Consider the following 24,374-nt stretch of genomic DNA (forward strand, 5'->3'; position numbering starts at 1 on the left):
TCCTGATCAACGCTCACCAAGCTCCACTGCGGTGCAGTGGCTCGCGGACCCAGAACCTCAGAGTGCGAAGGCCTGTGGCGGCCCGGCCAGAGTCGCCTTGGCCTGAAGCCCGATCGCGTCGGCGATTTCGATCTCACCCGCCTCGAGTCCATCGAGGGCCAGTGTGACAAGGTCGGCCGGTTCGGTGACCGTCCCTTCGGCAAACTCGATCCCAGCCGAGCGGGCGAAGTCGAACAAGGTCTCGGTGCCGATGAGGCCAGGCATGAGACCGACGACCTGTGTTCCCTGGCCGGCCAGTTCGAGGCGTACTCCGTTGGTGAGCCCCCACTCGGCCGACTTTGCCGCCGCGTAGGCGGTGTTGCCCTCGACCGTAAGCCATGCGGCCGCCGAAAGTACGTTCACGATGGCACCGCCGCCGTTGCGGCCCAGAACCGGTGCAAAGGCCCGGATGACGTTCAACGTGCCGAAATAGTTCGACTCCATCACCCGCCTGATCGCCTGCATATCACCGGTCACCAGGCTGCCACCATCGGTTTCGGCTGCGTTGTTGATCAGGATATCGACATCGCCTGCGATGGCGGCGGCCGCCTGGACCGAGCTCGGTTCGGTGATGTCGAGACGAAGTACGTCGGCCCCCGGTATGTCGACAAGCTCAGGCCGTCGCGCCGTCGCATACACCTTGGCGCCGCGACGCAGGAGTTCGGTCGCAAACGAGGTGCCGATGCCGCGGTTGGAACCGGTGACCAAAGCCGTAGCGCCTGCCAATTTCATCTGTCCTCCAAGACAATCCGAGTCACACAAAAAAATGACCGATTGGTCACCTTGCGCCTCCACGATAGGCATAAGGTGACCGTACGGTCAACTTGCTAGAATGCGGAAATGACCTCACCTGCGCGCGCCCTGCGGGCTGACGCGGCGCGCAACCGCGAGTCGCTGTTGACCGCGGCCGAGGAAGTGTTTGCCGAGCGCGGCGTCGAGGCGTCGATCGCGGATATCGCCCGGCGCGCCGGGGTGGCCAAAGGAACGGTCTTCAGGCACTTCGCCTCGAAGGAGGATCTGGTCGCCTCGCTCGTCTGCGAACACATGGTGACGCTCACCGATGCCGCAGCGCGATTGGCCAAAGCGGACGATGCTGGTGCGGCCTTGCTGGAATTCCTCACCATCGCTGCCGACCAGCGCCGGCAGCACGATCTGACTTACCTCCAGGCATTCAGCGCCAACGACGCCAGGGTGATAGCCATCCGCGACGATGTGCTTGCCGGCGTGGAGGAGCTCGTTGCCAGAGCTCGTGCTGCGGGCGCGATCCGCCCCGACGTCACCGGGACCGACGTCTTCCTACTGATGTGCGCACCCGTGCACGTGGCCGAAGGATTGCCCGCCGCACCGCCCGACCTGTGGCGACGCTACCTGGCGATCATCTTCGATGGGCTCCGTCCGGATGGGGCGAGCGCCCTGCCAGAGCCCGCGCCCGAGATTCCCGGGCGTTGAAACCGGTCGGTCCGCGTTTGGTTCGCCCAGTCTCACACCGCCGCATTCGCATCTTTCACCAGGTACCGCCCCAGCGCCGCAGCGAAGATGCGATCGAGGAGCCGGTCGGGCAGCAGTCGTGTCACCGAGAGCAGTGCGGCTTCGCGACCTACGGTGTACCGCGGTCGAGGATTGGGGGCGGTGATCGCCTTGGCGATCACCGCGGCCGCGGCCCCTGCGGGCAGTCCAGATTTGGTCGACGCTTCGGCTTGCGCACTCACCGCCCGGACCAGCCCGGCGTACCGGCGGCGCTGCTCTGCCGTCATTGCCGCGACTGTGTCGCGCGCGCCGGCGATCACCCTGCCGAGCATCTCGGTGCGTACAGCGCCGGGTTCGATCACGACGACCTCGACCCCATGGGGGCCTACCTCGCGGCGCAGGGCGTCGCTCACGGCCTCGAGCGCGAACTTCGAGCCTGAGTACGGACCGTAGGTGGCCATCGCAATCTTCCCTCCCACCGAGCTGACGTTGACCACCCGCCCCCTGCTGCCGATCAGGGATGGCAGCAGCGCCTGGATCACCGCGACGTGCCCGAAAAGGTTGACCTCGAACATGTCTCGCCACCGGTCGATCGCAAAGGCTTCAACCGGAACGTTGGCCTGCACGGCTGCGTTGTTGACCACCGCGCGCAGCGGGCGGTGGTGCGGATCGTCGCGCACTCTCTCGGCGAGCGCGCGGACGTGGTCAGGATTGGTGATGTCGAGTATCAGGGGTTCGATATTCGCCCTTCGGAGGATGTCGGCATCGCGTTCCCGTCGCACCCCGGCGAGCACGTGGAAGCCTCGTTGCGCCATCTCGCGGGCGGTGGCCGCGCCGATACCGGTTGAGGCGCCGGTAATCACGATGAGCTCTGTTTGAGTTGACAATGTCATCTCACGATCGTACGTAGAGAGTTGACGTTGTCAACTAAAGTGATCGTGTTATGAATCGCAAGGAATCGGCCGCCGCTACCCGCCGCGCGCTGATCGATCAGGCCGCCCAGCTGCTCGACGGTGGAGGACTCGAGGCGGTGACGTTGCGCGAGGTCGGCGCCCGCGCGGGGGTGAGTCGCGGTGCCCCGTATCGGCATTTCGCCGATAAGGACGGCCTACTCACGGCGGTGACCGCCGACGGCTGGGAACGCCTCGCGGAGGCGATGGCGGAGTTGCGAGCCGATGCCGGCCTTTCACCCCTCGAGAAGGTGCGGACCGCGCTGGCCACAGTCGTCACCATGAGCCGACACCAACCGCATCTGTACCGCCTGATGTTCCGCCCACCGGAGGGGGATCCGTCGGCTGTTTTCACTGCCGCACAACGCATGTGCGATGAGTTCCAGAGCATCGTAAGCGGTATTTCCGGTCGTGGCGACGCTGAGCGCTACGCCGCCATGCTCCTCACGGGTGTACATGGTGCGGTGGGTCTGGAAATGAGCGGTCTTCTCCACACCGACAAGTGGCAGACCACGGCCGAGGAACTCGCCGAGAACCTCCTTGCCCTCGTGCACGACGCGACTCGTCGCGGACTCGATTAGGGCGTGTTGCTGAAGGTTGATTCGTGGTGTGCGCGTGACGCTTGGAGCGTGTCGCGTACTGAGATCTCCGATGAGGCCTGGGCTGTGATCGGGCCGCTGTTTCCTGCCGTGAAGGCGACGGGGCGTCCGCCGGTGGATCGCCGCGCTGTCGTTGAGGCGACCGCGTGGGGATACCGGACCGGCGCGCCATGGCGGGATGTCCCTGAGCGATTCGGGAACTGGAACACGATCTACAAGAACTTCAACCGGTGGACCGCCTGCCTATGCCAGGCGGATCGGTAGCCTGGGAGCATGCCGGAACTCTTCCGAAGTGCCGCCGGAAGCTTGCAGGAAGCCGGGTGGACGTTTGAGCCGCCGACGTCGATGGAGAACGGCGTTCCCTCCCCGCTGCGCTCGGCACCCGAAACGGTGATCCGCTGGGTGTCCTCGTTCTCACTCCTGTCGAGCTCAGACGAGACGGTGTGGTTCTTGTCCCGCGACGACTACTCGACCGGCGCGGAGGGGGCGTTCGCGTGGAACGAGTGTGAACTGCTGAGTATCCAGGCTGCGACGACGGATGATGAGGCGGTCGCGGTCTCCCGTTTCTGGAGGCGCCACGCACCCATCCTGCTTTCCGTTCGCAACGGATACGAGTACCTGGCGGTGCGAGACGACGGAGCAGTCGTCCACGGTTCCGAGCCAGAGTTCGAAGAAGCGGTCGTCGTGTTCTCTCACTTCGAAGATCTGCTGAGGTACACCACCGCGCGGCCGGCCCGGCGCGACCAGGTCGTCGACAGCTTGCTGTTCGGTGCCGCCGACGTCACTGACCCGACGCCAGGCGACTAGGCCGTCTGCACGCGCTCCCACCTGAACCCTGGGACCCCGGGCCGGGGAGCAGCCCCGGGCTCGATCACCGATCTCCCACGCACACTGCGGTATTGACCTTGCCCTTAGGGGAGGCCGCACGGTGAGTGCGACGAAATCGGCGCGGGCCGCCCGCGGCATTCCGAAGGAGACGCCTGACGTGTACGAACAGTTCGGCAAGTACGGCGCTTGGCTCAATCCAGCGCTCGGTGATACCCCCGGATCGAGTACGCCGCAGAGCTCGAAGAACTCGGCTATCAGACGATCTGGGTAGGAATCGGCGCGGGCCCCATGGGTGACCTGGCTCTGCTCGTACAGATGATCGCCGAGACCAAGACAGCGATCATCAACATGTGGGACGACGACTCCCGCAGTATCGCCGATCACTACCACCGGATCGTGGACCGTTACGGGCTCCGGTTGTTGCTGGGCATCGGTCTCGGCCACCCCGAGGGCTGGGACAACTACGAACGGCCTCTCGCGCGGATGACCACATTTGTCGATACGCTCCTGGAATGCGGCGTGCCGGCCGAGGCGATCATCATCGCCGCCCTGGGCAGGAACACACTCACGCTGTCCGGCGAGAAGACACTAGGCGCACATCCCTATCTCACTGTGCCTGCGCATACCCGCTGCGCGCGAGAACTGCTGGGCAGCAGCGCCTTTCTCGCACCAGAGCACAAGGTGGTGCTGTGTCAGGACCCCGATGAGGCTCGGACGATCGGCCGGTCGCTGGTAGACGACCCCTATCTCGGCCTGCGTAATTACACCAACGACCTGCTACGGCACGGGTTCACCCAAGCCGATATCGACCGTCCCGGCAGCGACGCACTCATCGATGCTCTCGTTGCGCACGGTTCACCGGAGGCCATCTACGCCGAGCTCGACAAACACTTCTCGGCGGGGGCGGACCACGTGGGTATCCAGGTCCTCGCCGCGGATCTGACCGCCTCACCGATGCAGGCTTTCCGTACGCTGGCCGAGCACCGACCGGCTCAGTAGGACACTTCGACTCGGGTTTCGGGTCGCCACTGGGGGGATGGGCCCGGTCGTCACCGGATGCACACTTGACTAGGTGAGCCTCCACGAACCGCTGCTGACCCCGACACTCGTCGCCGTCTGCGTGCTGATGGCTTTACTGGCTGCCGCGGTGAATCGCGTGGTCTTGCATGGGTCGCCCTGGGCCGCGCCTATTGCAGCGCTGCGGGCCGCAGCGCAGTTGGCCGCCGTGTCCACCGTCCTGACGGTCGCACTGCAGCAGCTGTGGTCATCGCTCGTGGTGCTTGCGGTGATGTTCACCGTCGCTTCGTTCACCGCGGCGCGCCGCAGCCAGGCGCGGCATGGAGCGGGGTGGTTGGCTGCCGCCCTGGCAGCCGGAATGGTCACCGTCATTCCACTATTACTGCTGACCGGGATCGTCCCACTCGCCGGTGTCGCCCTGGTTCCGGTCTTCGGCATCGTGCTGGGCGGCACCATGACCGCATCGGCTGTTGCGGCCCGACGGGCGCTGGACACGTTGGGGGAGCGCCATGGCGAGGTAGAGGCTGCTCTCAGCCTTGGCCTCTCGGAACGCTTCTCGAGGATGATGGTGATCCAACGCCCCCTCTCGGATGCGCTCATCCCCAATCTCGACCAGGCGCGGACCGCTGGATTGGTCACCCTTCCGGGCGCCTTCGTCGGCGTCTTGCTGGCAACGGGGTCCGCTGCCCAAGCCGGCGCAGTCCAAGTCCTCGTAGTGATTGCCCTACTGCTGGCGCAGGTCTGCGGGGTGGCAGTGGTGGGTGAACTCGTCGCCCGCGGATCGATCACGCGCTCGGGACCGGCGCCCGATCAGGCCCGGTAGTGTTGACCGTCGAACTGCGCCTTTCAAGTATGTCTGGCGAAAATGACGGTCCGCGTAGTCGCCTCGTGTGGATTGGCGCACGGACTATGGGCCTACGGCACAGATGCGGGTGGGCCGGAAGAAGATGGCAGCTCGGCGTTCGGTGAGCATTGTGTGGTCGTAATCGCCCCAGTTGTCGTGGCTACCGCCGGCGGCGATGAAGATCTCGCGAAGCAGGAGTCGTGATCGTTCGGCGTCCAACCACGTGCGAGGGTCATCGGGCCCGGCGATCTCGGCGTGGAGGCATCGGCTCGTAGTGTTGAGACGACGGCGAGTCCGCGGTCGGCTTCTGCGAGTTTGACTGCTTCTTGCAGCGTGGTCATGGGATTCCTAGGTCGTGGTGGTGTACTGGGGGCCTGAGGCGGGTTGTGTTCGAAGTCGCGGATCTCCTGGCTGATGGCGTGCAGGTCGCATTCTTGGATCAGGTGTTTGGCGCCGATCAGCACTCAGGTGTGGTGTCGGGTCGCTCTGCTGCAACGAATTCTGTAACTTTTCTTCCCTAGCTCGTACGCAGACTATTGCTCGGACGGTGCGGCGGGGTGGACCGGTCGAGTTGCACCAGGGGAGGAGGCGCGACCGGTTCCATACGATGTTCACAGCCGAGACCTGCGGACCGCACAGGATCGCCGGGAAGCATGGACAAGTGCCGCCCTCTCCAACGCCGACTCCGGCGCCTAGCCCCGTCGAGCTCCCCAAAGATCTACTGGCGACGAGGAACGGCATCTCGCTGCTGGAGGGTTGGTTGCCTCTGACCATCGAGATCGCAGTCATCGTGGTACTGATCCTGGCCATCGGGTGGCGGACAAGGCGGTGGCGGTTGGTATGGCTTCCGGTGTCCGCCGCGGTGGGCGTGCTGGTGGCATTGGCGGCCCGCAGTTACATGAACGACGAGGGCCTGGCTTCGGATCCAGCGCCGTTCGCACTGTGGGTGTGGATCGCGGTCTTCGGGCTGGCCGCGGCGGTTGGTGTGCTCGGCTGGCGCAGTGCACGCTGGTGGCGACGGATCATCTCGGTGCTGGCGGTCCCGCTGACGCTGCTGACCTCGGCGCTGGCCCTCAACCAGTGGGTGGGCTACTACCCTTCACTACAGTCCGCGTGGGGAGCCCTGACCGCGGGCCCGCTGCCCAACGAGGTAGCGGCCTCGGATCTGCCGGCGCTGCGCAACACCGCACCCACCACCGGCAAGCTGGTCGAGGTTGACATCTCCGACGCTGCCAGTGGATTCAAACACCGAAGCGAATACGTCTATCTGCCGCCGGCGTGGTTCGCCGGCGATACACCGCCGGCCCTGCCGGTGGTGATGATGATCGGCGGCGAGTTCAACACCCCCGCCGACTGGATACGCAGTGGCAACTTCGTGCCCACGGCGGAAGGCTACGGCGCCGCACACGGCGGGCAGCTTCCCATCTTCGTGTTCGTCGACACCGGCGGCAGCTTCAACAACGACACCGAGTGTGTCAACGGTCCGCGCGGTAACTCGGCAAATCATCTGACCGAGGACGTCCGGCCTTATGTCATCTCGACATTCGGGGCGTCGGCGGCCGCCGCGAATTGGGGAGTGGTCGGGTGGTCGATGGGCGGGACGTGCGCTGTCGATCTGACCGTCATGCACCCGGACCTCTTCTCGGCGTTCGTCGACATCGGTGGTGACGCGGGTCCGGTGTCGGGCACCGAGGCGCAGACCGTCCAGCGGCTCTACGGCGGGGACAGGTCCGCCTACGATGCCTTCGACCCCCGGACCGTGATGGCCAAACATGGCCCCTACAGCGGCGTTTCGGGGTACTTCGCGGCCACCATAAAACCGGCCAACGCCGAGTCGGTGATGAAGGACTTCCGGTCGGGCGGACATCATTCGGGCGGTGAGGGTCTCGGCGGCCGCGACGAGATGGGGCCACAGGGTCCCGAAGCCGAGGCCGCCGCCGACCTCCTCTGCGATGCAGCCCAGAAAGTTGATATCACCTGTAGCGTGCACAAAACCGTCGGCTTCCACTCGTGGCAGTTTGCGTCCACAGCATTCGCCGACGCATTGCCCTGGCTGGTCCAGCGGATCACGCCCACCGCGCACGACGTCGAGGGCTCGCACGCGTGAACTCTTGCATCATGGAGGAGTAGCAGCACCTCAACTCGGGTCCGCCAAAACCAGCGGGCGCCTTTGGTCGGCGACTTCCATGTGAAGCGTCGGCAACAACTGCAAGACTGGACGCATGAGCACCACACCACAGTGTTGGCTGACCGACATGGATGGCGTCTTGGTCCGGGAGGAGCACGCCCTGCCAGGGGCCGCGGAGTTCCTCCAGGCGCTCAGCGAGCGGCAGCGGCCTTTCCTGGTACTCACCAACAACTCGATCTTCACACCACGTGACCTGGCGGCCCGGTTGGCGCGGTCGGGCCTGGTCGTGCCCGAGGAGTCGATCTGGACCTCGGCCCTTGCGACGGCGGCCTTCCTGCATGACCAGCTGCCCGGCGGTTCGGCCTATGTGATCGGCGAGGCCGGCCTGACCACGGCGCTGCACCATGTGGGCTACACGTTGACCGACGTCGGTCCGGATTTCGTCGTGCTGGGGGAGACGCGGACCTACTCGTTCGAGGCCATCACCAAGGCAATCCGCTTGATTCTCGGCGGGGCGCGTTTCATCGCCACCAACCCCGATGTGAGCGGTCCGTCGGCGGAGGGTCCGCTGCCTGCCACCGGCTCGGTCGCCGCCCTCATCACCAAGGCGACCGGCCGAGAGCCCTACTTCGTAGGCAAGCCGAATCCGATGATGTTCCGCAGCGCGATGAACCGTATCGACGCCCATTCGGAAGGCACCGTGATGATCGGCGACCGGATGGATACCGACGTGGTTGCGGGCATCGAGGCCGGGCTGGAGACGATCCTGGTGCTCACCGGCTCGACGACGCGCGAGGAGATCGAACGCTATCCGTTCCGGCCCAGCCGGGTCTTCGAATCCATCGCCGACGTGATCGAACTCGTCTGACGCGACGTCCGCGGTCGCGGTGGGTTACTGGTGGGCATTCCTCGGGCCTTGCGCGACGAGTGAGAGCAGGTTGGGTCGCTGCGCGATACGGAACGCTTAAGTTGACATAATGTGGATTATCGGCGAAATGATATTGCTACTGCATACAAGCGGTACGGCCCACCTGCCTTCGCCGCCGCGCATCTGTCGTTTTGCAGTTGATCTCTGACTTTTTCAATCGTTCGAGGACCAGCGCATGATCCTTTCCACTCCTTCGCCTACTGGATGTCGCATCTCGTGACGCTTCCGCGCCGATGGCGTGATCAGCTTTCGCCCGCGGTCCGCCCCGCACCGTCCTCGATCGCTGCGGCCGCGGGACCCGACTAATTCGTCACTGTGACGTATTAGTCGGTTCGGGCTTCTCCATTAGGCCCTCGTATGGCGGTTACGCTCCACCCTCATTGCTGTCTTGGATCCTTTGCGCAGGGCGGTCCCGGGCGGCACGCCTATCCGCATCAGCAGAGAGATCATCAAAGTCCGAGGCCAGTTGGGCATAGCCAACATCAAGGGCTTGTTCATGCAGTGCGTCTGCCCCTGTCGTTTTGCAGTTGATCTCTGACTTTTTCAATCGTTCGAGGACCAGCGCATGATCCTTTCCACTCCTTCGCCTACTGGATGTCGCATCTCGTGACGCTTCCGCGCCGATGGCGTGATCAGCTTTCGCCCGCGGTCCGCCCCGCACCGTCCTCGATCGCTGCGGCCGCGGGACCCGACTAATTCGTCACTGTGACGTATTAGTCGGTTCGGGCTTCTCCATTAGGCCCTCGTATGGCGGTTACGCTCCACCCTCATTGCTGTCTTGGATCCTTTGCGCAGGGCGGTCCCGGGCGGCACGCCTATCCGCATCAGCAGAGAGATCATCAAAGTCCGAGGCCAGTTGGGCATAGCCAACATCAAGGGCTTGTTCATGCAGTGCGTCTGCCCCGGCCCTGAGCAGCGCACGAAGCACGTCGGCTTCCGTTGGAATTTCGGCTGGGACCCACCCTTGCTGCCTGGTCCATCGTCGCAGAGCTTCCGCCGCGGGCGAATCCTGACTGAGGTATGGGGATATCACCGCTTCGTCGGCGTCCCTCAGGATCAGGCTGACGCGTCTAACCACGTTGTCAATGATGACATCCACCGCCACCCTCGCGTTTAGTCACTGTGACGGTTTGGGTCGTATTAGCCGGTGGCCTTGTCGGAGCCGAGACCTATTGTGAGGGCTTGTTGTGCGGCGGAATAGGTGAAGGACGGGCAGATGGCCAAGCGTGGTGACCGTATGGCGGCGAAGCGGCGCCGGCAAGAGCGCGAGAAGCAACGTCGTCATACGGTTCCCGAGACCGATCCCGGTCCGGAGGCCTTCGGCATCAAAATGCCATCGCCGGCCGCTCCAGGCGGCCCCGCCTCGCGGCCTGACTTCTCGGAGGTGGATTGGGACAAGCTCAAGGCTGCGTACCCGGACGGCGCGCACGGGCTCATGCGAGCGATGTTTCTTGGGCTCATCGGTGAACGCGCCAAGCGAGCGAAAGATCTTCTGTCGTGGGGTCTGCGGCCCAATCCGATCCATCGCGAGAGCCGCCTCGCATTCGACGATGTGGCAGTCACACTCGAGGATGAAACGAATCTGGTTAGCTCCACGGCGCTCTATCCGACCATGAACGCGTGCGAAAATCTCGCGGCGGCGGCCGAGGTCATTGCGCTGGCACTCACACAGGGGCAAATCCGAACGTCGGCAACGGCGGCGCTGTGCCGTATTGCGATGGAATCGTCGGCCAAGACCATCTGGCTGATTTCCGAGACGGACACGGAAGAACGAATTCGCCGCTGCTACGGATTCCTCAAGGCTGAGCGTGGCCGGCAAGAAGAGTTCGAGAGGCTTGAGGCTGAGGCTCTGGCAGCACGAACAGACCCACTGGCGGAAGTCGATCTGACCAACTTTGAGAAGCGGCGCGAACGGGTGGCTGCTCGGCAGGCCAAGATCGCGGCGTTATCCGCCGAGCATATAACTGGGCCAAGTGGCGGACCGCTCAAATTGGTTGAAGGCGCGGAGATTTGGATGGACGAGCAACTGCCACGCAAGGCTGACGCCGAGTTGGACGCCGTGATGCACCCACGTAGCGCCAAGAGCTTCTACTCACTGGGCTCGGGGTTCGTTCACGGATTCAAGTGGCTGATGGGATACGTGCTCAACGACGAAGAACTCGACGACACGCCACTGCTGGCGATCACTCTCGACTCCTTTGGAAACGCAATTCGCATGACTGAGGCTGCAGTGTCGCTATACGAGGCACAGTCGGTTGGCCCCCGTCCAGACCCCAAGCGAGCTCGCAACTATCCCGACGGTGTGGCAGACGCCGTAGAGGTACTGGCTCCGCTTTATCGGTTCGCGGAGAACGCCGACTGAGCCCGGTGACGGCCACCGCGGCAGCGGAGCATGACAGTGGATGGGCATCGCCGGTCATTTGGATGCGGCTCTCCATATCGGGCGATTCAGGCGTGTCGGACGAGTAGTTCGCCGATCTCGGCCATACGATCAGAGACGTGCCCACCCATGGGCGCGCGGCGGCGCAGATTCGAAACAGCGAGCTGATTGACTATCGGCCCGCTGAGGGTGAACCTGTCGCTCAAATTCCGGTCGACGAGCTGTGGTCGGTACAGTTCGAGAAATGTGCGCCGGTCCGCAAAGCCTCGACGTACAAGGGTCAGAAGAACTTCACCGGCGAGTGGTGGTGCTCGGCCACAGAGTCGCACATCTCATTCGAATCGTGGGTTGAACGTGATTTTCTGATCGCGGCCGACTTCGATCCAGATATCATTGGAATATCAGTACAGCCCTTCGCTTTTCGCTTCGTTTCGGCCGCAGGCAAACAGCGGCGGCACACACCTGATGTGTTCCTCCGAACGAGATCCGGCGACGGCGTCGTCGTGGATGTTCGACCAGACCGACTCGTGGACGGTGACGCACGCGAGGCATTCGAATCGACCATTGCGCTGTGCATGCGTACTGGGTGGACCTACCGCCGTGTTGGAGATCAGCCTCCGATCCGAGCCGCGAACTTGCGTTGGCTCGCCGGCTACCGGAACCCGCGAAATCGACGGCAGGACGTCGTTACCAACCTGACCTCGCTACTGGCCCACAACCCGAAGACAATCGGCGCAGCCGCCCTCGCGGCGGGCGAACCGATATTGGTACTACCCACTCTCTATCACCTGCTCTGGACACACGAGATCGACGTCGATGTCGACTCGGCGCCGATCGGTGAACATACGCTGATCCGGTTGGCCACACGATGACTGCTGAGCCCGCCAAAATCGCCATCGGCGACTTTTGTCGCTACGACGGCAAGTTCTGCGAGCTGGTGGCGATCGACGGAATGATAGCGAAGCTACGTCGCGAGGACGGTCAGCTGGCAGCAGTCAAGATTGCGGACTTGTTCGCGGACAGTTCATTCGACGTCCTATCCCCCAGCGTTCGTCGCCGCCCAATCCCACCCGACTACTTCTCCGCGCTGCCGAGGCGGGTCCAGGAGCGCGTCCTCTGGCTCGAGCACCACATCTCCGAAGTGGTCGACGGGATACCAGTCGGCTCACCGCCGCAGACCACTCCGCGCAACGGATACGACATTCGATCGACAGCACTCGGCCAGCGAGAACGCAACAAATGCTCCGAACTTGATGCCGCTGGAACCCCATTGGGCCTGAAGTACCTTCAAGAACTCCGTCGTCGTTACGAACGATCCGGCGTTGCCGGGCTGGTTGACGGCCGTCTTCACCGCAGGCGCTCGCCAACCCGGCGGGTCGATAGTCGCTACGTGGGCGTGCTGTTGGAGGTGCTGAACGAGAACGAACTGCAGTCGACGCGCACAGAGATCGCCTTGAAATGGCATGTGGACCGGCGCGTGGTCGATAAGTTCGGCGACGGAGTGAAACTACCTTCTCACAGCACGTTTCATCGGCTGATGAAGCAGCTCCCCCAGGCGCGGCACGCAACTGGATCCGCTCGAACCCGGCAGACGAAGTGCCATCAGCCGGAGGGCGTGTTCGGTAAGGTCGTCGCGAGCCGTCCCGGTGAGTGGATGCAGATCGACACCACGCCGTTCGATGTCGGCATCCGGCTCGATGAGTCGGTGAGGGGCAGGGTGGAGCTGACGGGCCTCGTCGACGCTGCGACGCGCACAATCGTTGCGGCGGTTCTCCGACCTACAACGAAGGCAGTAGACGCATCCCTTCTTGTCGCGAAATCGATGACGCCGGAACCGATGCGGCCAGGGTGGATCGATGCCGTCCGAATGTCGAACTCGGTCCTGCCCTACCACGCAATGCGGCCTGTCGATGACAGACTTGAGCACGCTGCTGCCCGCCCCGTCATCGTTCCCGAGAACATCGTGTACGACAATGGCGCCGTCTATCTGTCGAGCACTTTCCGCTCTGCATGCCGATCGCTCGGGATCAGCATGCAGCCAGCACACAAGGATGAGCCCACCGATAAGCCGATCGTGGAACGCACCCTGGGATCGGTCAAAACCCTTTTCGCACAATACGTCACAGGCTACCTCGGATCCTCGGTCGAGAACCGAGGGAAGAACGCCGAGCAGAATGCAGTTTTCTCGCTGCAAGAGCTTCAGGATCTGCTGGACGAATGGATCGTCGTCGCCTGGCAGAACAGACCCCACGATGGACTGCGGGACCCCTTGAACCCGCAACGAAAGCTGACCCCGAACGAGAAGTACGCGTCCATGCTCGCCGTCAGCGGATACATCCCCGCGCCATTGACCTCCGACCAATACATCGCACTCCTACCCAGCCTGTACCGGACGGTGACAGCCGCGGGCATCACCATCGACTACCGGACCTACGACAGCGACGACTTGGACGCTGCGCGGGGTGAGATCTCCGGGGTACCCGGCAAGGGCACGCAGTGGCAGGTCCACTACGACCCCTACGACGTCAGTCGCATCTGGGTTCGCAACCACCACGGCGAGGGTTTCCTGATGGCCTGCTGGACGCAGCTCCACACCGCACCGCAGCCGTTTGGGTCGTCACTGTGGGAGCATGCACGTCAACTCGAGACAAGTCGAGGAGAGCGACGAACCTCGCAAGAGGCGATCACGGCCGCAGTCGAGGACCTCTTGGGACGTGCGTCCGTGGCACCCGAGCCGCCGACTCGGCGTCGCCGCACCGCAAAGGACCGCCGGGCCATCGCCCGGACGCGGGCGGCGGCGGCACTACCACCCACAGTGCCGCCAGCAGCGAACCAGCCTACGGCTCAGTTGTGCCCGGAGGAAGACGACGATATCGCCGACGTCATCCCACTACCCGTATTCGACGCCGAGAAGGAATCCGACACATGGTGATTCGAAGATGACTGTCGATGAGCAGGCGGCCGAGCCCGACCTCGACCCCCGTCAGCTGCCGTCAGTAACGCTTGATGGTTGGCGCAGATTCGTCGATGCCAAACCCGCAGTATTTGACCTACCCGATCACGATTACTACAGCACGCTCACCGGTGCGGAGAAGCTCGCCTTCGATGACCGACGCATGGCCTACCATTCGGAGTTGGTCATCATCGAGACTTCAACGGTCCGCCACATCACCCGCCAGGGCCGGCTGCTGACTCTGCTCAATCAACGTGAATGCGGCGCCCGCCGATCCATGATCGTGTCAGGGCCGTGGGCGAGTGGGAAGACCACCACCATCAAGTTGCTCGGAAAGATCCACGAGCAGAACGTACGCCGCCGGTACCCCGGCCAGGACCGGATACCTGTTGTCTACATCACGACACCGCCGAAAGGCTCGCCCCGCAAGCTCGCTTCAGAGTTCGCCAACTTCCTCGGACTTCCTACGCGGCAACGTCACAACACCACAGACATCGCCGATGCCGTGTGCCACGTGCTCACCGAGGCCCGGACCGAGCTCGTCATTGTCGACGAGATCCACAACCTGAACCTTGCCAGTGCCGCCGGCGAGGACATGTCCGATCATCTGAAGTACTTCAGCGAGCACATGCCCGCCACATTCGTCTACGCGGGCATCAACGTGGAGCGCTCCGGGCTGTTCACCGGAGTCCGCGGCCGGCAAATCTCGGGTCGGTCCGTTCTGATCAAGACGGGCAACTTTCCATTCAACGACGAATGGAAATCACTTGTTGCATCAATGGAATCAGCATTGCGCCTCTACAGGCACCGAGAGGGCACTTTGACTCGCAACTCGAAATACCTACACCAACGAACGGGTGGGTCGATCAGCAGTCTGAGTCATCTCATCCGGGTCTCCGCGATCACGGCCATCCTCAGCGGAGACGATGCGATCACACGGGAGGCACTCGACGCAGCCATTATCGACCACGCAGCGGAGTCCGCAACCAGCCACCCGATCGCCCCCAAGGCCGGGTAGGTCACGATCATGACAACGCTCACCTCCAGCATCGGCAACCCAACACTTCCCCGCCCGGTGAGACCGCTGCCCAACGAAGTCCTTGCCGAATACCTCGCCCGTCTGGCGAAGGCGAACGGCATCAGCCGTGCTCGCCTGGAAGCACTTCTAACCCGCCGAGGACCAACGATAAGAGCTGCTCTCGCCACCAGCGTGTCGATGAGCGATCGAGCCCTCGCCTTCGCGCTGCCCGAACTACGAATTGCGGGCGATATCGACGCCTATCCTGAGTTGCTGCAACACGAAGTGGAATCGGTCGGGCCCGGATGTCCATTGTGCGCGTCCAGGCACGGGCAACGAATTTCTTTCCCGCGCGTCTGGTCCACCCACGACAACGTGGTGTGCGTCAACCACAGCATATGGCTCAACGGCACGGCCTTTCGTGCCGACCCAACCCGCCCGATCGTCAAAATCGTTGGCGCCTCACGTGCCGATATTCTGCTTGCACACCGGCGGCATCAACGTCTCATCCATCAACACGGCCGGCCCGCGATTCTGCAATCTGTCACCGACGCCTACGACATCGTGGAGCAGTGGAACTACTGGCGACCGCTGGAAGCGATCGGATTCCGACTCTCCGAAATCCAACCCGATGAAGCCCAACGAGGCGCGGGCAGTGCGAGCCGCAACGCAGCCATGTATCCCGAGATCATTCGGCTGGCCACCGTGCTCAGCGACTCGGCGTGGCGCAGGCGGCTGCTCGCGAAAGACAGAGCAAGACGCGGCAAGGCCATGCTCGACCTTTTTGAACTCGTCCTGGATGGCGACGCACCCTACCGTGCCGCGGATCCGATCTACGAATGGAGGCTGCGCCAATTGGCGGCAGCGGATGTCAAGAAGCTTGAGCGCAGGGGCAGTTAAAAGAACACGAGGGATGATGATGACGACAGTCGATCAGGTTGGACCTGCGCTGCCCCACGGCGCAGCAGGATGCACCGACTGGCAGCTGGATGGCGACGAGCTATACAGGATCGTCTACACCGACGAGGAAAGCGTCGAGGGTTACGACGTCGGCGTACACCTGTCCGCCATTCAACACCCCACCGGAGAACTCAGCTCGCATGACTTCGTCGAGATCTACCTTGACATCGCTGGTAATGGTCCGCTGTCCGCGGAGCAATCACGAGCGCTGGCTCGAATACTGCTCGACGCCGCCGAACAAGCCGAGCATTGGGCGACAGTGCTGGCGCGCTGAGATTTCAAGGTAGTCAAGCGCACTCGCCGGCATGGATCGTAAAGCACGACGGACACACCGCGTCACCTGAGCGTGTGCCAGCGGACTTCTGATCTATGCGCTGGGCCGCGAGCACCGCTTTCTGAAGCTCGCTTATGACGTGCTCGTTGCGGAGCAGCCTGCCCACCCGTTCCACAAGTTCGCCAGCCGATAGCGATTGGCCGGCGGACACGGTGCGGCAGTACTGCTGCACCTCCCTCGGAGGCACAATATCGATGGTCCTCGGGCCGAGTTCACGTGCGACGGTTGATGACTGGTTCCGCAGTCTGAAAGTCCGTGGTTTGTTGCCGGACTGGTTCAATGGGTTTTCCGAGACGATGCGCTGCTGCCGGTCTGCAGCTGAAATAGCCCGATTGAGCAGACGCGAGAACTCATCGTGAGACTCTCGGCCCGTCGCGCACTTTCGGTAGACCTGGTGCAGCCGCCACCCAGTCAGAGGACCTTCCGCACCCACGATGCGAACGATATTCTCGATGATGCGGTCGGCCGGTGTTTGGGAGATCGGCGATAAAGGCTCAGAGAAGACGGGATACGCCCGCAGCGCGGGAGGTGCAGAGCTGGAGGTCTGCGGCCGCGCATCGCTGATCGGAACCGGTGATTGAAGGCGTTCTGGAACCACGCGACGCGGTCGGTCCTGGAGGCTCTCTGACCGGGTCGAATTCTGCACTGGCGGTGCAGGTCTCACAACGCGGTGCCGAGTCGCTGGCGCAATCGGTCTGACGGATTCTGTCGTGGTCGTTGCCGGTCGAGATACGGTGGGCTTCTCAGTCGGGGGCGACGTCTTCGGTGGCTCACCTGGCGCTGTCGAGGGCGCGGTCTTCACCGATTGACCGAAAAGTCGCTCGCGTTCGGCAGCGATGATGTCGCGTGCGAGCTCGGCCTCGGTGACGTCGTAGGCTTCCGGGGCGCTTGCTGCGGTTTCGCTTTCGCGGGCAAAGCTTTCGAAGAGTTCCTTCTTGGTGGCCAGAATCTCACGAAGCCTCTGGTCGACTCCTTCGTCGGACAGAAGTCGGTGGACTTGAACGGATTCGAGCTGGCCCATGCGATGCGCGCGTGCGATAGCTTGCCACTCGGTGGTTGGTTTGAGCTGCGGTTCGCAGATCACAACGACCGAAGCCGCCTGGATGTTGAGACCCACTCCGCCAGCAACGATTTGGGCCACCAGCACGGCGCCCTTGTTGGCAGCTGAGAAGTCGTCGACCATTACCTGGCGTTGGCTGGCGGCGACCGAGCCGGTCAGTGGTCCAAAGACCCGGCCCGGCATATGCCGTGCAACGTCGCTCAAGATATCGAGGAAGTGCGAAAAGACGACGATGCGGCGGCCGCTGGCCTCTGCCTCTTGAACGATCTCGACCAGGCGTTGCATCTTGGTCGATTTGATTCCCTGCTTCATCGTGGCCTGGCGCATCGCCATGAAGTTGCGCTGCTGCACGGCGGAGCGGTACGCCGCGGCGTCGTCTCCTGACATCGGCATCCACTCATCGACCTCCACCAGTTCGGGAAGCTCGGTGAGGACATCTTCTTGGTTGCGGCGTAGGTATGCCGGCGCTACCTGGTGGCGAAACTTCTTAGGCGCGAATTCGTTCGCATCCAACACGAGGTCCGGGCGGAGGTAACCGACGAGGTTGCGGAACTCGTCGAGTCGATTCTCCAGTGGCGTGCCGGTGAGCAGAATCGCCCGTTCACACGAGTCGATGAGCTGTGCGGTTCGTTGCGTGCGAAGGGCGTCGGGATTCTTGATGTAGTGCGCTTCGTCGACGACCACGCAACTGAGCGCCGGAACCGACACCTCATCGTTGAGCCATCGCAGCGTATCGAAGGTCGTGACGCCCACGCCGCCGTTGCGTTGCCAGTTCTTCGCCGCCCATTGCCGGTCGGGGCCGTGCAGACGGTGTACGGGCAGATTCGACTTCGCGCTGACCTCGCGAACCCAGTTGGTCACCACGGCGGCGGGGCACACGACCAGGAAGTTGTTGTCACCCTTTGCTCGCAGGTGCGCCAGCGTGGCGATAGCCTCGACGGTCTTGCCCAGGCCCATCTCGTCTCCAATGATGACCTTGCGCTGGACCAGTGCGAAACGTGCCGCAAAGCTCTGGTAGCCGCGTAGCGATGCAGTGAGGTAGTCGCCCTTCAACTCGAAATCACGTACTGCTTCGATGATTTCGGTAGGCAGGTCACCGTGAGTTTTCTCGTCGTCCTCAGTGATGAATCCGAGTTCAGCGAGGAGCGCGAAGTAGTCCGCGGGACGGGTGAGGAAGTCTTCCCAGGGGTCGCCGGTTGTCGCAGCGTCTCGGGCGTCGGCGATCGCTCGGGCTGCCCGGGCCACGATCTGAACGGCGTCCCGGAAGTCCGCGACAGTCGACAAGGCGGTGGGGATGATGATGGCGTGGGTGACCGTGTTGTCGATCGCGGCCGCGACAGGCGCCAACTCTTCGACAATTGCCATGTCGGCCGTCGACGCGGATGCCCGGCGTGCCGCATCCCACGCGCGCAGGTGGCGAAGGAACTCGGTGTGCTCCGGGGTGCGATTCTTGATGTCGATGCGCATCGGCATCTCGTCGTAGGTGTTCTGCCGCAGTGTCCGGGCGGCTCCGCGGATGCGGGTTGCAGACGTCTGCCCAATGCCGTCGAAGTGCTCGAGGATTGCTTCGTTCACCAAGACCTCGAGGACAGTGGTGATGCCGTTGTCGGTGAGAGCGCCGACGCGGATCTTGTCGCGGGTGGCTTCGCGAAGCCGTTCCACTGACATGTCGGCCAGCATGCGATCGGTCTCTTTGGCGCGGACGGCGTTACCGGCGTCGACCGCAGCTTTGCGCAGCTTGGACTCTTCGGTAGCCGCACGGTGGATGACGGCGGTGGCGTTCGGGAGGATCGCGAAGGTCGTCGAGTCGACCAGCTCGGCAGTTTGGCCGTGGTCGGGTAGCTGCTGTTTGAAGCCCACCCAGTCGGTCAGGATGTCGCGGACAGTGAGGGCGCGGATCCGGGGATTATCGACCGGCTTGGCCTGGTCGATCGCCTGTCCAACACCACTAGTCAGGAACCACCGTCTGTAGTCGGTGAGGAATTGCGCCGCTTGATTTGCTTTGTCTCGGGTTCCGCCGAACAGCAGCAGGCGGCCGAACCCCGTGACCTTCCTCAGGTCCTCCGTGGCCGCGGCGACTTCGGTGGTGAGCCGGTCAAGTTCTCGCTGGAAGTCCGGATGAATTGACGGGAGGCAGGATGCCCTGGCCATGGCGTGGACAAGCGGCAGATCGTCGGCGCGTAGCGGGATGACGTGCCAGAGGTAGCGGTTGTTGCGCAGCGCCTTCGCGGTGCGTGCTCGTAGCGCGGCGGATTGGGTGCCGGCCGTGCCAGCAATCTCATGGCGTGCAGCTGCCACCGCCTTGGCCGCATCTACCCAGCCTCGTACTTCATCACCAATCGCCGCTGTTGACGGCTGTGCGTCGCTGCTCATGGTCCCCGTTGATCGACTTGCTTCCTGCGGGAGATTAGCGGACCTAGCGACGATTCGCGGACTACCCCGGATATTGTCGGAGGGGTGGACTAGCGTCGTTCAGCTGTCTACAGGGGAGGACAAGAAGTGCTGCTGGAAGAGTTGAAGCCTGGCCTGCGCATCGACGGCTTGATTCCAGCCCAGGTGATCACGGTGATCTTTGCCCAGTGGCACGGCACCGACGCTCTGGAGCTGACCTACAAGACCAACGACGGTGCGCTCGGCCAGCAGGTGGTGTTCCGCAAGGATCAGGACAACCTCACCGTCGCCCAGACCGGCAGCCGGGCGTTCGATGCCAACGCCACCGACTTCAAGATGGTCGCCGAGGCCCAACGGATTACCCTGGCCGGGTTGTTCGACCCGATGTTGGCCGTGGCCACCAGCGACGTCAGGCCGCTCCCCCATCAGATCAGGGCCGTCTACGGCGAGCTTCTTCCCCGAACTCCACTGAGATTTCTGCTCGCCGACGACCCCGGCGCCGGCAAGACCATCATGGCCGGCCTGTACATCAAAGAGCTGCTGCTGCGCGACGACGTGCGCCAATGCTTGATCGTCGCCCCCGGCGGGTTGGTCGAGCAGTGGCAGGACGAACTGTTCTTCAAGTTCGGGCTGCGGTTCGACCTACTGACCAACCAGCTCATCGACGCCAACGTCAACCTCAACGTCTTCGAAAGCAACCCACTGCTGATCGCGCGGATGGATCAGCTGTCGCGCAATGAGGAGCTGCAGGCCCAACTCAAGGAGACCGAGTGGGACCTGATCATCGTCGACGAAGCCCACCGGATGGGCGCCCACTACTTCGGGGGCAAGCTGGAGAAGACAAAGCGCTTCCTGCTCGGGGAGATGCTCGGCCGCATCACCCGCCACCTGTTGCTGATGACCGCCACTCCTCACTCCGGCAAGGAAGAGGACTTCCAGCTCTTCCTCACCCTGCTGGACCGCGACCGCTTCGAAGGTAAGCACACCAAGACCGCCAACACTGACGGCATCATGCGCCGCATGGTCAAAGAAGACCTGCTGACCTTCGACGGGAAGAAGCTCTTTCCGGAGCGCCGCGCCGAGACCGTGCCCTACGAACTCACCGAACTGGAGTACTCGCTCTACGAACAGGTGACCGCCTACGTCCGCGAGGGCATGAATCGTGCCGACCGGGTGGGCGGCAAACGCAAGAACACCGTCGGCTTCGCCCTGACCGTGCTGCAGCGCCGCCTGGCATCGAGCCCCGAAGCCATCTACAAGAGCCTCGTGCGCCGCACTGAACGGCTCGAGCGCAAGAAGCTCGAAATCCTCAACGGCACCTACACCGACAGGGAGCCGACCGTCGATGTCGAAGGACTCGACGCCGATGACTACAGCTCCGAGCAGATCGAGGAACTCGAAGAGGAGCTCCTCGACGCCGCCACCGCCGCGCAGACAGTCGAAGAACTTGATGCCGAACTGCTCGAACTAGCCGAGCTGACGACGGTCGCCAAGCAAGTTCGCGATTCCGGCACCGACCGCAAGTGGACCGAGCTCAGCCACATCCTCCAGGACGAGGCGCTGACCGTCGACGCGAACGGCTGGCCGCGCAAACTGATCATCTTCACTGAGCACCGCGACACCCTCGACTACCTGGCCGGTCGCATCCGGACGCTAATCGGCAAGCCCAACGCCGTGCAGGCGATCCACGGCGGAGTGCGCCGCAGAGAGCGCCGCATGATCACCGAGGAATTCACCAAGAACAGGGACTGCCAGATCCTACTGGCCACCGATGCCGCCGGCGAGGGCCTCAACCTGCAAGCTGCCCACCTCATGGTCAACTACGACCTGCCGTGGAACCCCAACCGGATCGAGCAGCGCTTCGGCCGTATCCACCGCATCGGCCAAGAGGAAGTCTGCCGCCTCTGGAACATCGTCGCCAGCAATACCCGCGAAGGTGACGTCTTTGTCCGGCTGCTTGCCAAGATTGAGGAACAGCGGAAAGCTTACGGCGGCAAAGTCTTCGACGTCCTCGGCGAAGCATTCTCGGAAACTCCCCTGCGGGAACTGCTTCTGGACGCGATCCGGTACGGCGAACTTCCCGAAGTTCGCGCCAAGATGCACGAAGTCATCGACCACAAAGTGTCCGACGGGCTCAAAGAACTGCTCGACGAACGAGCACTCGCTTCGGACCATCTCGCCGACGCCGACCTCGCCAAGCTCCGCGCCGCCATGGACGAGGCCCGCGCACGCCGACTCCAGCCGCACTACATCGAGCTGGCATTCAAGGCAGCGTTCACCCGACTCGGTGGCCGCATCGCCAAACGCGAGCGAGGCCGCTACGAAATCGCCAACGTGCCGGCACAAATCAGAGCCAGCAAGTACCAGCCGATCGCGACAAAGTATGACCGCGTCACCTTCGACCTTGAACATGTGCACTCCGAAGAGCGGGCACGCGCCGACCTGCTCGCACCGGGACACCCGCTGCACGACGCAGTGATGGACGAAGCGATACGACACTTTGGCGGCACCCTCAACAGCGGCACCGTGCTGGTGTCAGCGACGCTGGAGGAGCCTCACCTGCTCGTCGGCGTTGTCGAAGAGGTCGCCGATGCCACCGGTGCTGCGGTGTCCCGACGTTTCGGCTACGCCTACGTCGACAGCCTCGGCACCGTTACGCCTGCGGGTCCGGCACCCTATCTCGATTGCGTCGCCGCACCCGACACACCAGCCGTCGCCACCGCGCGCCAACTCCCCTGGCTGGCCGACGCCGAAGACCGCGCCAACAGCTGGATCATCACGACCCAACTCCCTGAATACCTATCCGAGGTGCAACCGCGTCGTGCCGCAGAGCTCGCGAAGTGTCGCGATCTAGTGGTGAAACGCCTTGAAGGTGAACGCGATCGGATGCTTCTCGACGCTGCTGTGGCCGCCGAAAAGGAGCAGGCCGGCGAAAAGCCGAAGGAGTCCGCCGAGAGCCTCAACCGCAAGGCAGTCGAGCTCGACGCGCGCCTACGCAACCGGCTTGAACTGCTCGACAAGCAATCACTGATGTCGACCAAGCCACCGCGCATCGTCACCGCGGCACTCGTACTGCCCGTAGCGATGGTTGACGGTGAACTTCCCGCGTCGGCGCCAATCCACGCCAAGGAAACCAAAGAGGTCGAACGCCGTGGTGTTGATCTAGTGATGTCGACGGAACGAGCACTTGGCCGCATACCAGTCGAACAGCCTTTCAATAACAAAGGATTCGACATCCTATCGTCGGACTCAGGGGGCGACACCTACCGTATCGAGGTCAAAGCCAGGCTAGACGGAGCCAAGGACTTCTTCGTCACCCACAACGAGGTGATGGTCGGCAAGAACGCGGTCCCGCGATACCGGCTGGCATTGGTCAGGGTTGATCCGCGAGGGTCGGACCATGATGAGGTTCGCTACCTCGACAACCCCTTCGCATCAACGGATCTGGGTGATTTTCACTCGACCGGCATCCGCGGCGATTGGGCGAAGATGTGGGCGAAGGGGACTCAGCCATTTTGAGGCAACCGCACAACGACAACCCCTGCCACATCGCCGGGCATGTTCGACGACACTTCACCGACGCCGAACTCCCGCGACTCGATTTCGAGGACGTAATCGGGTGGAACGCGACGCAGAGGGCCGAGCACGTGCTTGAAGTAGGGAACACCAAAGTGGCCGGTGTCAGAGGGCAGGTCCGGGAAGACGGGTCCAAGGCGGTCATGGCTACCGTCGTGCATCGTGCTCGGTACAACTGGCGAATCTGCGCTGAACTGCCCCGCACGCACCCTCAGGATCCGGTCGATCGTCGACTTCGCCACTGCCCGGACACCTCGCTGAGGCGTCAGCAGAAAGTTGACGAGTTCAGGATCGAGCTGTCGACTCAACCCGGGTATGAACAAAGGACTGCTCGGGCCAGGCAGCCACATTTCTTCGAGTGCAACCGAACGTTCGTACGTGGTCGCGGAATCGTTGACGATCACCGGGTCGGCCAGCAGAGCCGGCATCAGGGAAACAGAGCGTTTCACACACGACGGACAGCGCCTCACTCGGTGATCGTCGGAACACCGCTCCCAGTTCCGGTAGTCGCCCGTACCCAGGTACAACGCGCACACCGGTACCAGATCCAGATTCGCCGCTGTCGCCCTCAGACTCGACTGCTGACTGCCCGCGGAGCTGCCGTATCCGAAGTCGAATCGCCATTTGCCTCGGTGGACGTTCAGACGCTTTGCCTGCACAAGCATCCCGTAAGCGGAGTCGGCGTCCACCCACCACCAGATCCAGTCGGCGCCACTGGTGGCCTCTGCGGGCTGAGTGAACGGAACCACGCTGACGGCTGTAGCGGAGCGGGAGATCACGATCTCGGTGACAGCCGTTTCACCCCACCGCAGAAACGCTCGCTCACAGGCCGCCATGTGCTGCACGGAATGCTCTCGCGCCCGCCTGAACGCCGCCTCCACCGTCGCCACGGCCGAATACTC

Annotated in this window: 19 protein-coding genes and 1 pseudogene; 15 read left to right on the top strand and 5 right to left on the bottom strand. The window is 63.2% G+C overall.

Annotation, left to right across the window (positions count from 1 at the left end; translation table 11 throughout):
• Nucleotides 1-57 precede the first annotated feature (57 nt).
• The gene (locus PGN27_RS01765) at nt 58-771 is read right to left on the bottom strand and encodes an SDR family NAD(P)-dependent oxidoreductase (protein ID WP_335324543.1); all 714 of its coding nucleotides are present in this window, start codon (nt 769-771) and stop codon (nt 58-60) included.
• A 108-nt stretch (nt 772-879) separates the two neighbouring features.
• On the opposite strand from PGN27_RS01765, the gene PGN27_RS01770 reads away from it, so the two are divergent.
• Nucleotides 880-1,488: a TetR/AcrR family transcriptional regulator gene (locus PGN27_RS01770; protein ID WP_335324544.1), complete on the top strand. Its 609-nt coding sequence runs from the start codon at nt 880-882 to the stop codon at nt 1,486-1,488.
• 32 nt (nt 1,489-1,520) lie between these two features.
• On the opposite strand, the gene PGN27_RS01775 is transcribed toward PGN27_RS01770, so the two are convergent.
• Entirely contained in the window at nt 1,521-2,399 is an 879-nt protein-coding gene (locus tag PGN27_RS01775) for an SDR family NAD(P)-dependent oxidoreductase (RefSeq protein ID WP_335324545.1), read from the bottom strand.
• A gap of 50 nt (nt 2,400-2,449) precedes the next feature.
• Between PGN27_RS01775 and PGN27_RS01780 the strand changes: the two genes are divergently transcribed.
• From PGN27_RS01780 to PGN27_RS01795, 5 genes are all read left to right on the top strand, one after another.
• Entirely contained in the window at nt 2,450-3,037 is a 588-nt protein-coding gene (locus PGN27_RS01780; RefSeq protein ID WP_335324546.1) for a TetR/AcrR family transcriptional regulator, read from the top strand.
• 48 nt (nt 3,038-3,085) lie between these two features.
• Nucleotides 3,086-3,319, top strand: a complete 234-nt coding sequence (locus PGN27_RS25685; RefSeq protein WP_418888513.1) for a transposase — start codon at nt 3,086-3,088, stop codon at nt 3,317-3,319.
• A gap of 9 nt (nt 3,320-3,328) precedes the next feature.
• Nucleotides 3,329-3,862 (top strand): hypothetical protein, encoded by a 534-nt coding sequence (locus PGN27_RS01785; protein WP_335324547.1) that lies wholly within the window; start codon nt 3,329-3,331, stop codon nt 3,860-3,862.
• A gap of 294 nt (nt 3,863-4,156) precedes the next feature.
• The gene (locus PGN27_RS01790) at nt 4,157-4,882 is read left to right on the top strand and encodes a TIGR03620 family F420-dependent LLM class oxidoreductase (RefSeq protein ID WP_335325194.1); all 726 of its coding nucleotides are present in this window, start codon (nt 4,157-4,159) and stop codon (nt 4,880-4,882) included.
• 73 nt (nt 4,883-4,955) lie between these two features.
• The gene (locus PGN27_RS01795) at nt 4,956-5,723 is read left to right on the top strand and encodes an ABC transporter permease (RefSeq protein ID WP_335324548.1); all 768 of its coding nucleotides are present in this window, start codon (nt 4,956-4,958) and stop codon (nt 5,721-5,723) included.
• Nucleotides 5,724-5,807: 84 nt separating this feature from the next.
• On the opposite strand, the pseudogene PGN27_RS01800 reads toward PGN27_RS01795, so the two are convergent.
• Nucleotides 5,808-6,085 (bottom strand): annotated as a pseudogene (locus tag PGN27_RS01800) (hypothetical protein).
• A gap of 320 nt (nt 6,086-6,405) precedes the next feature.
• On the opposite strand from PGN27_RS01800, the gene PGN27_RS01805 reads away from it, so the two are divergent.
• From PGN27_RS01805 to PGN27_RS01840, 8 genes are all read left to right on the top strand, one after another.
• Nucleotides 6,406-7,851: an alpha/beta hydrolase-fold protein gene (locus PGN27_RS01805; protein ID WP_335324549.1), complete on the top strand. Its 1,446-nt coding sequence runs from the start codon at nt 6,406-6,408 to the stop codon at nt 7,849-7,851.
• Nucleotides 7,852-7,966: 115 nt separating this feature from the next.
• Nucleotides 7,967-8,740 (top strand): HAD-IIA family hydrolase, encoded by a 774-nt coding sequence (locus PGN27_RS01810; protein ID WP_335324550.1) that lies wholly within the window; start codon nt 7,967-7,969, stop codon nt 8,738-8,740.
• 1,276 nt (nt 8,741-10,016) lie between these two features.
• Nucleotides 10,017-11,162, top strand: a complete 1,146-nt coding sequence (locus PGN27_RS01815) for a hypothetical protein (RefSeq protein ID WP_335324551.1) — start codon at nt 10,017-10,019, stop codon at nt 11,160-11,162.
• 137 nt (nt 11,163-11,299) lie between these two features.
• Nucleotides 11,300-12,052: a TnsA-like heteromeric transposase endonuclease subunit gene (locus PGN27_RS01820; protein ID WP_335324552.1), complete on the top strand. Its 753-nt coding sequence runs from the start codon at nt 11,300-11,302 to the stop codon at nt 12,050-12,052.
• The gene (locus PGN27_RS01825) at nt 12,049-14,112 is read left to right on the top strand and encodes a Mu transposase C-terminal domain-containing protein (protein WP_335324553.1); all 2,064 of its coding nucleotides are present in this window, start codon (nt 12,049-12,051) and stop codon (nt 14,110-14,112) included. Before PGN27_RS01820 ends, PGN27_RS01825 begins: the two co-directional genes overlap by 4 nt.
• Before the next feature lie 7 nt (nt 14,113-14,119).
• Nucleotides 14,120-15,151 (top strand): TniB family NTP-binding protein, encoded by a 1,032-nt coding sequence (locus PGN27_RS01830; protein ID WP_335324554.1) that lies wholly within the window; start codon nt 14,120-14,122, stop codon nt 15,149-15,151.
• A 9-nt stretch (nt 15,152-15,160) separates the two neighbouring features.
• Entirely contained in the window at nt 15,161-16,051 is an 891-nt protein-coding gene (locus PGN27_RS01835; protein WP_335324555.1) for a TniQ family protein, read from the top strand.
• A 19-nt stretch (nt 16,052-16,070) separates the two neighbouring features.
• Entirely contained in the window at nt 16,071-16,385 is a 315-nt protein-coding gene (locus PGN27_RS01840; protein WP_335324556.1) for a hypothetical protein, read from the top strand.
• 13 nt (nt 16,386-16,398) lie between these two features.
• Here PGN27_RS01840 and PGN27_RS01845 read toward each other — a convergent pair whose 3' ends face one another.
• A complete protein-coding gene (locus PGN27_RS01845; RefSeq protein ID WP_335324557.1) occupies nt 16,399-19,878 on the bottom strand; it encodes a DEAD/DEAH box helicase in 3,480 nt (1,159 codons plus the stop codon).
• A 126-nt stretch (nt 19,879-20,004) separates the two neighbouring features.
• On the opposite strand from PGN27_RS01845, the gene PGN27_RS01850 reads away from it, so the two are divergent.
• On the top strand, nt 20,005-23,415 hold the full coding sequence (locus PGN27_RS01850; protein WP_335324558.1) for a helicase-related protein: 3,411 nt from the start codon (nt 20,005-20,007) through the stop codon (nt 23,413-23,415).
• On the opposite strand, the gene PGN27_RS01855 is transcribed toward PGN27_RS01850, so the two are convergent.
• Entirely contained in the window at nt 23,403-24,362 is a 960-nt protein-coding gene (locus tag PGN27_RS01855) for a DUF6615 family protein (protein ID WP_335324559.1), read from the bottom strand. The genes PGN27_RS01850 and PGN27_RS01855 overlap by 13 nt on opposite strands.
• Nucleotides 24,363-24,374: the final 12 nt, after the last annotated feature.

The organism is Mycolicibacterium neoaurum, assembly GCF_036946495.1.
Lineage (GTDB): Bacteria > Actinomycetota > Actinomycetes > Mycobacteriales > Mycobacteriaceae > Mycobacterium > Mycobacterium neoaurum_B.